Raw genomic sequence first — 11,092 nt, 5'->3', positions numbered from 1 at the left:
TTTTACATAAGGGTATGTAAAGTGAAATAAACTTAAAGGAGAAAACCATGAAAAAAGGTTTTACAATGATCGAGTTGATCTTCGTGATCGTAATTTTAGGTATTTTAGCAGCAGTTGCTATTCCAAGACTAGCAGCTACAAGAGATGATGCAGAAGTTGCAAAGACTTTGTCAAACTTAAGCACTATGATTTCAGATGTTACAAGCAACTACACAGCACAAGGTGAATTTGCAGCAAATATTGACCAAATGACAAATGTCACAGGTATTGAGTTGGCAACAGGTAGCGAGACACTTAGCGACTTAAACACTAAGGCTGTTACTACAGCAGGTGGTACAATGGAAGCAAACTTTAACTTCAAAGTTGGCAAAGATAATGATTGTGTTCTAGTAAGCTTCATCAAAAACGACCAACAAGATGTAAATCTCTATGTTGGAACAGAAAAACTAGTAACATTTCAACAAGCCATTTCAGCTGCAAATGCTGCATTAAAAGCTAAAGAAGCTGAAGCAAATGCAACAGCAGCTGAAATAAATGCTTCTAAAAAGGCAGTTGCAGATGCAAAAGCAGCACTAGAGAACGCCTTGAAAAATAAAGGTGGTATTGCTAAAGATGGTGCTACAGCACAGTGCAGAACTCTAACATCTACAAGCTCTTTCAAAGAAATGGCTGGTAAAGAGTATAAACTTAGCGGTTCTAACGTAAGATTCTAAACTCTACTCTTATAAGAGTTTTGCCCAAAGGTTAAAAGCCTTTGGGCTTTTTAAATTTATACAACATATTTAATAAAATTGCTCCCATTCAAGAAATAAAACTAACAAAGACTATAAATATCTTAAAACTATAAAAAACTCTAGCCCAATAAAATAAAACTCTTATTTTTGGTAATGAAAATGGCAGGTTGAGCTAAATTTAGATAGTTTTAGTTTTATAAGCAAAATTAACTCTCTAAAAAATTAGCAATAAGATAAATTTAGGGCTAGAAAATTCTCTTTAGATAGCATTACCAACAAATAAATTTGAAAAGATAAAAGTCAAATCCACTCAATCATTTTATGTCTTGGCCACTTTCCATTTGCAAATAAATAAATTTGATACCAAAAAGCTATATTGTGCCATTTGGTAGATATTTATAGGTAAAACTTCTAAAAATAAATTTTGAAATTTACTCATCCCAAAAGTAAAATTATTCTAAAACAATCAAAGTGAAATTTAACTACTTTTAACTCATCTTAAAATCAAAACTATCACTAAAAAATAGTTCTTTGCCTTTAAGCTGATTTGATGAGCTTTATTGATAATAGTGGAGTCGAATAAGGCTCAAATCTAAATGATAAGAGCTATTTTGATGATATGTGCTATGAAATTTAAAGTTAAATTTGGATATTAAAAGAGTAAATTTAAAAGAGAAGCTGTTTAAGTGATTAAATTTGAGAGGTTAAATTTCAGTTAGGCAAAAGTGATCTAAATTTCAGTAGAGTTGGAGCCAATTTAAGCTCCAACTACTCCTGCTCTTCTTCATCATTTGATGATGGCAACTCTTTTTTAGAAACCTTTAAAAGCTCGATAGTTGCGCCATTCATCTTAAGCACTTCATAGGTGCAGTTTTCATCTTGTATCTTGTCGCCAACTACAGGAAGTCGCCCAAGTAGGTTGAAAACATAGCCACCAATGGTGTTTTGCTCGGTGTTTTCATCAAATGTAATGCCAAGTATATCTTCAACACTTTCGATGTAGCAACGTCCCTTAAACTCGTAGTTTCTATCATCTATCTTTTTAAACTCTTGGCTATTTTCATCATGCTCGTCGTTGATATCGCCAAAAATCTCTTCGATGATATCTTCCATAGTCAAAAGTCCCGCCGTGCCGCCATACTCATCGACAACAAGAGCGGCTGAAATGCGGTCTTTGTTCATCATAGGAAGGATTTTGGCAACAGATAGGCTCTCTGGCACGATGATAAATTTTCTTACTATCTTATTGAAGTCCTTTTCATTGCTTTGCAAAATATCTCGTATGTGAACCATGCCCAATACATTGTCTTTACTGCCATCTATATATGGAAAGCGTGTAAATTTGGACTCCAAAACTGTAGTGTAGTTTTCATCATAGCTTTTTTGTTTGTTGAGGCAGATCATATCTTTTCTAGGCGTCATAACATCTTTTGCCTCAATCTCGCCAAAATCAACAGCGTTTTTTATAAGCTCTGTTTCAAATGAGTCAAGCACTCCGCCCTTTAAACTCTCGCCAACAATAATCTTAATCTCCTCTTCAGAGTGCGCTAACTCTGTCTCTTTGGCGGGATTGATACCAAATCTCTTAAGCACAAACCGTGCTAAAAAGTCAAAAGTTTTGATAAATGGCGAAAATACAACCCAAAATATGTGTAGAGGCTTGGCTACTAAAAGAACGGCTTTTTCAGCTTTTGCTATGGCAACAGACTTTGGCACCAACTCGCCCAAAACTACATGCAGAAGCGTGATAAGAGTAAAAGCGATGGCAAAACCAACAGTTTGAACCAAGATATCGCTAAGATGAAAAACCTCTTTTAAAGGCACCTCTATAAGTCTTGAAACTGCCGGCTCGCCTATCCAACCAAGTGCTAGTGAGCTAAGAGTTATGCCAAGTTGTGTTGCGCTAAGATAGGTATCAAGAGAATTTGTCATCTCAAAGGCTAGTTTTGCGTTGGGAACTTTATCTTTTATAAGCTCTTCAAGGCGACTTTTTCTAATCTTGACAATGGCAAATTCTGATAAAACAAAAAAGGCGTTTAAAAATACAAAAACAAATGCAAATACAATCATAAAGACGGAACTACCCGTGTCCAATTTATAATCCTTATAAAATAAAATAGAATGGCTTCATTATAGCAAAAAAGTGCAAACTAAATACTCTCATCTAAAAATATGTTAAAAAGAGTATCGAAATGATACCAAAAAGAAGCCCTAGCTGGTTGGTCTTGCTAATTTTTTCTCTAAAGATAAACACGCCTACCAAAGTCCCAACACAAATAACGCCGATATTCATAGCTGTAAAGACTAGCGATGGGTTGGTTTTAAAGACTTGATGTGCTTTTATATAAAAAAGAATGTTGAAGAAATTTAAAACTCCCAAAAGTAGCCCTGCTGCCATGCTTTTTTTGTCCCAAAGAGTCTTTTTGATAAAGAGTGTTACAAAAATAATGATAGCTGCCAAGATAAATGAGATAAAAAGCGTGCTAGAGAAGAGATTGCCCTGTTTGGCTATCTGCTTAAAGGTAATATCTGCTAGCCCATAGACAAAAAAGACTAGTATTAGCCACAACATCGAGCTTTTGTCGCTTTTGCTACCTGCCTTTTTACAAAGACAAAAAAGCGCTCCAAAGGCAAAAAGTATAGCCACTGCTCTACTTGCGATAAGCTCTTCACCAAAGATAGTAAATGAGGCTATGATTGGCAAAAAAAGCGAGAGTCTAGAGGCGGCGTCAGATCTTGCAATACCTGCGTGTAAGATACTTTTTGACATGACGATAAAGCCCGCTGGCAATAAAAATCCAAGTATCAAAAAGAGATAGATAGAGCCAAACTCCAAAGAGATGGCGGCTGGTTTTAAAAGGACAAAGCACAAAACAATGGCTGATATGTAGTTGAAAGCCACTGCTTGCTCAAGGGCTATATTTTTGCTCTGCGCTACTTTTAAAAGAACTGAAACTAAGACGTTAAATGAGATTGCAAGGATTAGAAATAGCAAATTTGACTCCTATTTTTGGGTTGTTTGAATATAGATTGGCATAACTTTTTGAGAGATTTCCTCCAATGTTTTTATGCGACTTTCGTGCGATGGGTGGGTAGATAGAAACTCAATAGTTGAGCTAGAGCCAATCTTTTGCATCTTTTTCCACACATTTATAGCGGCATTTGGGTTGTAACCTGCTCTTGCCATAAGCTCTGTTCCTATGATGTCGGCTTCGGTTTCATGACTTCTTGAAAATGGCAACATTATTGTATATTCTGCTGCCATGTTGCTAAGTCCAGTGATGAGATCATCGCCAGTTGCCATACTGATAGCATAGAGCCCAACTTCTTTTAGCTGTTGGCTACTAGCTCTTTCTCGTCCATGCTCTCTTAGTGCGTGTGCCATCTCATGACCTATAATGGCAGCTATCTCAGCATCGCTTAAATTTAGCCTTCTAATAATGCCTGTATAGATAGCAATCTTGCCACCTGGCATGCACCATGCATTTAGGATATCTTCATCTATGACATTTATCTCCCAATCCCAATTTAGCGCCTCTTTTTTAAAGATATGGGACTGAGCTATAAGCCTGTTTGCTATCTCTTGGATGCGTCTGTACTCTTTGGCATTGACATTTAACTCGCCTTTGTTTTTGGCGTCGGTTAATGTTTTGGCATAATACATCTTTGCACCCTGCTCCATCTCGGCGCTACTTACGATAAAAAACTGCTTTCTATTGATACCTACAGCTCCTGGTGCTGTTGTGCTTACGCAACTTGATAAAAAAAGTGTTAGAAGTAGTAAATTTAGGACTATTGCAAACTTTCTCATCTTTTGCCTTTATAAAAATTTATTGTTTTGAGCGTTGTATTCTATGATCTTAGTTATATTTTCTAAGAGCTGCTCTTTTTGTCTTTTGGTAAATCTAGTTTGATCTTTTTCTATAAGATCAATTGCTCGCTCGCATGATGGATATCTACCAAGCTTGCAACTTTTGGTAAATTTATCTAGTGCGTCATCATATCTTTTGTCAAAATAGTTTCTAGTGGCTGAGTTGTAACAACCAAGCGAATCGCCCAAATCGCAAGCCATATCTTCATAAGCGTAGGCTTGAAGCATACCGCCGCGCTCTCTATATATCGCTGCAAGCGATACACAAGCTCTTGCAAAATAGCCATCACAAGCTATCTCAAAATAGCCCATAGAAAGGCTTGGATCGCTCTTTAGATAGTGCTGCCCAACTGCAAAGTTGCCTAAAAGATCGCCCATACTAGCGGCTCTTTTGTAGTAATAAAGTGCTTTTTGCTCATCTTCTTGCATAGCATAGCCATCACCTAGTGCATGGCAGGCTCTTGCGTAGTTGTCGTCGCAGCCTTTTTTTAGATAAGACATCGCTTCATCTAGATCTTTTTCCACCCCATAAAGCCCTCTTAATCTCAAGCTTCCGATGACATAGCAACCTGATGGCAATCCCTCATCACAAAATGCTATCGCCTCTTTGGCAGCTCTTTGTCCCTCTTTGTTGTCTAGTAAAGACTCTAAAAGCTCTCTAGCTTTTGTGTCTTTTTGTCTTTTTAGCTCTTCAAGCTCCTCTTGTGTCATTGTAACTGATGGCTGAAATCTGCCATTTGAGCAGGCATTGAAACAGAGTAGAGCTAGAGCCAAAACTACAATCCTAACTGCTTTTACTATCATTTTCATCGCTCTCTTGTTTTTTTTGTTCTAGGTTTTCTTTTGTCATCTCTACGGTTCTTTTTGCTATCTCTTTTGGATCTTCTTTTTTAAAGGCTCTCTGTTTTAACTCGCCAAATTTAGCCGATACACTCTTTTCAAACTCTTCAAAATCTTTTTTCATCTTAGAGAGGCGCTCCTCTAGCTCCAAGTTTTCCATGACATTGGCGCTTTTTTGCTTTAAATCGCTCTTTATCTCATCTAACTTGGTGTTTGCCATCGTCCTAATTTCTTTGTAGGTTTGATTGATATTGATCTCTTCTAACTTCCACCTAAGTTGGTCGGCCAAGTCGCTTGAAAGCCTTTTTATGCGTGAAAGATAGTTGTCATACTCTTTTTTTACAATATCATCTACCATAGTTTTGGTAGGCTCGGGCGTATTTTGTGCAATATTTTTAATAAGCTCTATAAAGTCATCTTCAAGCGTGGAAAGCTCCTCTTGCGGGGCGCTAAACTCCAAACTTATCTCTTTTGGTGCAAATCTAATTTTGTCTTTAAAACTCTCAATCGCCTTTAAAATACCATCATTTGTCCCAACAATGGCGCCCTCTACTATATCATTTGCATAAATTTTGCTCTCATGCGCGATGGTTACTGCCTCGCTTAAGATAATTTTAGAGGCCTTTAGAACTCTCTCTTTGCTAAACTCAGTCTCATTGACAGCATAAAAAAGTAGGTTTTTGCAAAGCTCTTTAAGTGAGTCTTTGATATCTTCTCCACTTTCAATAACTGCAATCAAAGCAACCTGCACAACCTCTTTAAAGACCTCTTTTAACTCTGAAGCGTCAAGCAAAAACTCGTTTAAAAGATTGAGTGCTGGGCTGTTTTGGTCTGAGTGCTTTATCTCCTCTTCAACAGCTTTAAAGCTCTCATAAATGACTTCACGCATCTCATTTTTCAACCTATCTATCTGATTGATGACTTGATATCTCTCATCTATAAGAGTTATTAGTCGCTCCTCGTCCTCTTTTATAAGGGCATTTTTTATCCCAAAAAGAATAGCTTCTAGTCGCTCTTTTTCGCCAAAATGGCTCTCTTTTGTCTTTTCAAAAAGTGCTTTGTAGAGCTTTTTGGCTCTTTGAATCTTCTCTTTTTTTGTAGCGGCCTTAAACTCATCATTGGCAATCCTATAACAGATATCTTGCAACTCTTCTTTATTTTTTATCTCTTGTGGTAGTTTAAATTTCTCCATAATCACACCTATAATACAAATTTGGCTATCTTTTTTAATGAGCTAAAAAGCCCAAGTCGCTCATCTTGAGACTTTACAAAGACTGATAGAGAGTAGCTTTTGTAGTTGCCATTTTTGCTAATGTTGGAGAAATTTAGCTTAAATTTCATCCCTTTTAAAAGCTCTTCTACTCTACCTTTCAAATCAAAATCTCTATCTACTATCACTCTATATTCCCAAAATGTCGGATACTCAATGGCTGGTTTGTTTTCGCAGATACTCACCGCTCTTTCCTCCGCTTTTTTTAAGTAGCGCTATGTCGTAGATGATCATACTTTTGTCTATCGCTTTTACCATGTCATATATGGTAAGAAGTCCAATACTAACGCCACTAAGTGCTTCCATCTCAACTCCTGTTTTGCCATCTACCTTTACTGTTACAATGAGTTCAAAGGCATTTTCATGCTCAACAATATCTGTTTTTATAGAGGTTAAATTTAGAGGGTGGCACATCGGTATGAGAGATGAAGTTTTTTTGGCTCCCTGTATGGCGGCTATAACAGCAGTTTGCAAGACAGGACCTTTTTTTACGCTGTTGTCTTTAATGGCTCTAAAAGCTTCCTCGCTCATCTTTATGAAACCACTTGCCGTAGCCTCTCTGCTGGTAATTTCCTTGTCGCTAACATCTACCATTTTTGGTCTGTTTTTTTCATCTAAGTGAGTAAGCATTGTTCTCCTTTTGATTTTTGACAATTATATCAAAGTATAGATAATTAGAGTTTAAAAATGTCAAATGGGAGGTCCAACTAAAGGGATACCAAGTGGCGGCATCCCAAGTTGTTACAAAAAGGAGGTTTATCTTGTTGGACAACTTAATAATATCTATCAAAAAATAACTATGATTAAACTAATTGTTAATATATGGTAACGGGCTTTTATATTAGAAATTTAAGTTCTTTTTCCAATATCTCTTTTGGAGTAAGTCCTAGGAATTTTTTATAAAACTTGCCATTACTATCAAAGATAAAAAGCGTTGGCACACCAAAAACTCCACCAACAGCCTTTGAAAAATAATCCACACTACTATAATCAGCAATAACCATAAACTCTATCTTTTCGCCCTCTTCTTCTTCAAGTTCCTCTATTGAGCCTATTTTACTGTTGATAATGCCAACAAACTCTGCCTCTTTGCCAAATTTAAGTGCAAGTTCATTAAGACTTTTTAACTCAACTCTGCAAGCCTTGCACTCTTTGGTGAAAAAAAAGAGAATTAGTGGCTGTTTTTTGGAAGTTTGAAGCTCTTTGGTGCGTGGAAAGTAGGTGGTAGTTATGCCATCGCTGCTATTTAGAGCGATATGGTGTCTTTCATGACTATCAAAACAACCGCTCAACAAAAAAAGAGCCATTATGGCAAAAATAGCTCTCATTTTAGCTGTTCGATCTTGTCTATTTTGCCGTGCTTTAGCCAGATAATCTTATCGGCATATTTGCCAAGCTCTATGTTGTGAGTGATGAGTAGAAGCGTTTTGCCCTCTTTGACTAGCTTTTTAAAAAGCTCCAAAACTATTTTTTCGTTCTCTTCATCAAGGTTGCCTGTTGGCTCATCGGCAATTACGATATCTGGGTTATTTATAAGTGCTCTTGCTATGCAGACTCTTTGTTGTTCGCCACCACTTAACTGACTTGGTCTATGATCTACTCTGTGAGATAGTTGGACACTTTCTAATGCCTTTAATGCGCTTTGTCTATCTACTGTGCTGTGATAATACTGCGCAACCATAACATTTTCTAAAGCACTTAGATATGGTATGAGGTGGAATTGTTGAAAGACCAAACCTATCTTTTGTCTTCTGAAATTTAAAATACCCTCTTCATCAAGTTTTGATGCATCTTTGCCGCCAACTGTGTAACTTCCCTTTGTTGGCTCATCCATAAGACTTAGGATATTGACCAAAGTTGATTTGCCACTTCCACTTGGACCCATTATGCTTACCCACTGTCCCTCTTTGACATCAAAATTTATATTGTCAAGTGCTGCTACATCTTGAAAGTATTTTGATATCCCTTTAACCTCTAAAATATTCATCTACTCACCCCTTAAAAGATTGGCTAAATTTTGTTTTAATGCCTTTTTGATAGGCAGATAACTTGCTAAAAAGGCACAAATGAGCGCCACAATAGTCGCAACAATGGCACTTATCACTCTAAAATCAATAGATGAGTCAAAGATAACTCTTCCTAAAAGTTGCGCCAACAAAAAACCAAATACAATACCGCCCATCGCCCCAAGCAAAGAGAGAAGTGTTATCTCTTTTAAAAGCATGGCAACTATCTCTTTTTTGGAGGCGCCAATTGCTCTAAGAAGCGCTAGTTGCTTTATGCGAGATAGCAAGATGGAGCTAAGGCTTGTATTTACACAAACTGAAGTAATTATAAGCACAATAATGCTTATAAGAGCCATCAAAAGTTTTATCTTATCAAGAATGACGCCTTGTTGTTTTGATACTTTGCTTATCGGTGAAAGCTCGTAGTTGCTGTTATTTAGCCTTTTTGAAAGTTTTACAATGTTGTCGTAGTTGTCATTAATGACTGCTTGTGCGTAATTTGCAAGACCCTCTTTTTTGAGAATTTTTTCTGCAAGCTCTAGGGATACTATAAGCATATTATCCTCTTTATCGCCATCATAAACTATCCCTTTTATCTTGATTTTATGGACCTCTTGATGGCCTTTTATGCTTACTTCTATCTCATCGCCAACTTTTACACCTGCAATCTTTGCTAAATCAACTCCTATTAGTCCATTTCTATCATCAAAATCTACATTGATAAACTCGCCTTTGCTAAGATCTAGATAGGGCATTGTTTCGTGAAGCTGGGAGAAATTTAGACCCATCATAACACTATCTGTCACACCGATACTTACAGTGGCAAAAAGATATGGATTGATGGCTATGAGATTTGGAATCTCCAAAGAGAGCTTTTCAAGATCTTTAATCTCTATATACTCTTTGTTTGCACTAGGAGTTATGATGGTATTTGCACCATAGCTATTTAGCTCTTTTGAGACTTTTGCATCGATATCTGCATAGACATTGACAAAGGCGCAACAAACCATCGCTCCAATGAGAACTGAGATGAAGATTATAAGACTTTGCACGCCGCCATTTACTATACTTTTTAAAATGATTCTTCTTAAAAAACTATCGTTATTTTCTATCATAAAGCACCTCAGCTGGAAGTAGTTTGATTACATTTTTGAGTGGGACGATAGAGCCAGCTATGCAAATAAGCAGCCCAAAAGCCACACTTAAGAAAAAGACCATAATGCTAACTCCCATAAAACTACCAAAGATTTTGTATCCAATGGCAAATGAAAGTAAATAGCCAAAAATAGTTCCCACTATAGAGGCCACAAGTCCTACGCTTAATGTCTCTATGATAAATTGCAGGTAGATGGCAAAACTACTTGCACCAAGTGCTTTAAATAACCCTATCTCTCGCTTTCTTTTGTAAATTTCACTACTCATTAAGCTAGTTATGCCAATAGCTGAGATGGTTAGCACTAGCAAACTCACAACGCCCATTAAATCTTGAATTTTTTTAGTTATGCCACTTTGTGCCAAGCTTACACTCAAAACTGCCTTAGCAACTGCTAGTGGGTATTCTTGTGTGATTTGATAGGCTATTGAACTTGCATAAGCTGAGCAATACCAAGTATCATACTCTATGCTATTTAGGCTATCAGCATCTCTTCTAGCTCTCATTGAAAGGTCGTTTTCAGGAATTGTCATAGCGCTAACTTGGGCTCTTTGGATGAGTCCCTCTTTGCCGGTTAGCTCTTGGACTAGTTTTAAAGAGGCGTAAATTTGACTATCTTCCTCTTTGCCAGCAGTTAGACTGCCTACTATTGTTGGGTTAAATTTACCTATCACAACTCTATCGCCAACCTTTAAGCCAAGTTCTTCTAAAACTCTCTTTCCAACCAAAATCTCATCAAGGCTATCATCTTTTGGAAACTCCCCATCAACTTGCCAATATCTATAGAGATCAGCAACGCCCGTTTTGAAGTCTGGCTCATCTTTTACTCCGATATCTCTATGAAAATAGGTTCCAACTAGCTCTATTTTTTTGTTGTTTAAGTTTATAGAAGTTGTTAAAAATGGTGCAAAAGCAACTATGTTGTTTCGCCAAAAAATCTCTTTTATGGTGTGAAGATCTCCCTCTTTTAGATACTCTTCATCTTTAAGAGGCGAGATATCTTTGTCGCCTATTTGCATAGTAAGCTCTCCACTTTTTGGCATAACTACTATGTTTGCGCCATATCCTCTAAGCTCGTCTGCTACCTTGTTGCCTATGTTGATGGTGATATTTAGCATGCAAGCTATAAGCATAACAGACAAAAAGATAGTCAAAAAGGTTAGAAATTTTTGGCTGCTTGACCTTAGGATTGAGTTTTTTACCATCAAAAAAAACATT

Annotated in this window: 12 protein-coding genes; 1 reads left to right on the top strand and 11 read right to left on the bottom strand. The window is 37.0% G+C overall.

Annotated elements, in window-relative coordinates; all coding sequences use genetic code 11:
• Nucleotides 1–47: 47 nt before the first annotated feature.
• Nucleotides 48–713: a type II secretion system protein gene (locus tag Q0X52_RS06295; protein ID WP_297576183.1), complete on the top strand. Its 666-nt coding sequence runs from the start codon at nt 48–50 to the stop codon at nt 711–713.
• A 789-nt stretch (nt 714–1,502) separates the two neighbouring features.
• Here Q0X52_RS06295 and Q0X52_RS06290 read toward each other — a convergent pair.
• From Q0X52_RS06290 to Q0X52_RS06240, 11 genes are all read right to left on the bottom strand, one after another.
• Nucleotides 1,503–2,804, bottom strand: a complete 1,302-nt coding sequence (locus tag Q0X52_RS06290) for a hemolysin family protein (RefSeq protein WP_297576185.1) — start codon at nt 2,802–2,804, stop codon at nt 1,503–1,505.
• A 94-nt stretch (nt 2,805–2,898) separates the two neighbouring features.
• Nucleotides 2,899–3,729: an EamA family transporter gene (locus Q0X52_RS06285; RefSeq protein WP_297576182.1), complete on the bottom strand. Its 831-nt coding sequence runs from the start codon at nt 3,727–3,729 to the stop codon at nt 2,899–2,901.
• A 9-nt stretch (nt 3,730–3,738) separates the two neighbouring features.
• On the bottom strand, nt 3,739–4,545 hold the full coding sequence (locus Q0X52_RS06280) for a M48 family metallopeptidase (protein WP_297576181.1): 807 nt from the start codon (nt 4,543–4,545) through the stop codon (nt 3,739–3,741).
• Nucleotides 4,546–4,554: 9 nt separating this feature from the next.
• On the bottom strand, nt 4,555–5,415 hold the full coding sequence (locus tag Q0X52_RS06275; RefSeq protein ID WP_297576180.1) for a tetratricopeptide repeat protein: 861 nt from the start codon (nt 5,413–5,415) through the stop codon (nt 4,555–4,557).
• A complete protein-coding gene (locus Q0X52_RS06270; protein WP_297576178.1) occupies nt 5,390–6,637 on the bottom strand; it encodes a hypothetical protein in 1,248 nt (415 codons plus the stop codon). The genes Q0X52_RS06275 and Q0X52_RS06270 overlap by 26 nt, the downstream gene beginning before the upstream one ends.
• An 8-nt stretch (nt 6,638–6,645) precedes the next feature.
• A complete protein-coding gene (locus tag Q0X52_RS06265) occupies nt 6,646–6,900 on the bottom strand; it encodes a DUF493 domain-containing protein (protein WP_297576176.1) in 255 nt (84 codons plus the stop codon).
• A complete protein-coding gene (gene moaC, locus Q0X52_RS06260) occupies nt 6,869–7,345 on the bottom strand; it encodes a cyclic pyranopterin monophosphate synthase MoaC (protein WP_297576174.1) in 477 nt (158 codons plus the stop codon). The genes Q0X52_RS06265 and moaC overlap by 32 nt, the downstream gene beginning before the upstream one ends.
• A 206-nt stretch (nt 7,346–7,551) precedes the next feature.
• The gene (locus Q0X52_RS06255; RefSeq protein ID WP_297576172.1) at nt 7,552–8,043 is read right to left on the bottom strand and encodes a redoxin domain-containing protein; all 492 of its coding nucleotides are present in this window, start codon (nt 8,041–8,043) and stop codon (nt 7,552–7,554) included.
• Nucleotides 8,040–8,702 carry an ABC transporter ATP-binding protein gene (locus Q0X52_RS06250; protein WP_297576170.1) on the bottom strand — a complete coding sequence of 221 codons (663 nt, stop codon included), beginning with the start codon at nt 8,700–8,702 and terminating at the stop codon, nt 8,040–8,042. Before Q0X52_RS06250 ends, Q0X52_RS06255 begins: the two co-directional genes overlap by 4 nt.
• Nucleotides 8,703–9,836 carry an FtsX-like permease family protein gene (locus Q0X52_RS06245; protein WP_297576168.1) on the bottom strand — a complete coding sequence of 378 codons (1,134 nt, stop codon included), beginning with the start codon at nt 9,834–9,836 and terminating at the stop codon, nt 8,703–8,705. It lies immediately after the preceding gene.
• Nucleotides 9,823–11,091: an FtsX-like permease family protein gene (locus tag Q0X52_RS06240; protein WP_297576184.1), complete on the bottom strand. Its 1,269-nt coding sequence runs from the start codon at nt 11,089–11,091 to the stop codon at nt 9,823–9,825. Before Q0X52_RS06240 ends, Q0X52_RS06245 begins: the two co-directional genes overlap by 14 nt.
• Nucleotide 11,092 lies beyond the last annotated feature (1 nt).

It is taken from the genome of uncultured Campylobacter sp., from assembly GCF_947255105.1.
Taxonomy (GTDB): domain Bacteria; phylum Campylobacterota; class Campylobacteria; order Campylobacterales; family Campylobacteraceae; genus Campylobacter_B.
The sequence above is the reverse complement of the archived record's forward strand: the minus strand, read 5'-3'. Positions and strand labels throughout refer to the sequence as shown.

Excerpts from the sequence above, each read along its gene's own strand:
- Q0X52_RS06295 (WP_297576183.1), top strand. The coding sequence starts at position 48 with ATGAAAAAAGGTTTTACAATGATCGAGTTGATCTTCGTGATCGTAATT.
- Q0X52_RS06290 (WP_297576185.1), bottom strand. The coding sequence starts at position 2,804 with ATGATTGTATTTGCATTTGTTTTTGTATTTTTAAACGCCTTTTTTGTT.
- Q0X52_RS06280 (WP_297576181.1), bottom strand. The coding sequence starts at position 4,545 with ATGAGAAAGTTTGCAATAGTCCTAAATTTACTACTTCTAACACTTTTT.
- Q0X52_RS06275 (WP_297576180.1), bottom strand. The coding sequence starts at position 5,415 with ATGAAAATGATAGTAAAAGCAGTTAGGATTGTAGTTTTGGCTCTAGCT.
- Q0X52_RS06270 (WP_297576178.1), bottom strand. The coding sequence starts at position 6,637 with ATGGAGAAATTTAAACTACCACAAGAGATAAAAAATAAAGAAGAGTTG.
- moaC (WP_297576174.1), bottom strand. The coding sequence starts at position 7,345 with ATGCTTACTCACTTAGATGAAAAAAACAGACCAAAAATGGTAGATGTT.
- Q0X52_RS06255 (WP_297576172.1), bottom strand. The coding sequence starts at position 8,043 with ATGAGAGCTATTTTTGCCATAATGGCTCTTTTTTTGTTGAGCGGTTGT.
- Q0X52_RS06250 (WP_297576170.1), bottom strand. The coding sequence starts at position 8,702 with ATGAATATTTTAGAGGTTAAAGGGATATCAAAATACTTTCAAGATGTA.
- Q0X52_RS06245 (WP_297576168.1), bottom strand. The coding sequence starts at position 9,836 with ATGATAGAAAATAACGATAGTTTTTTAAGAAGAATCATTTTAAAAAGT.
- Q0X52_RS06240 (WP_297576184.1), bottom strand. The coding sequence starts at position 11,091 with ATGTTTTTTTTGATGGTAAAAAACTCAATCCTAAGGTCAAGCAGCCAA.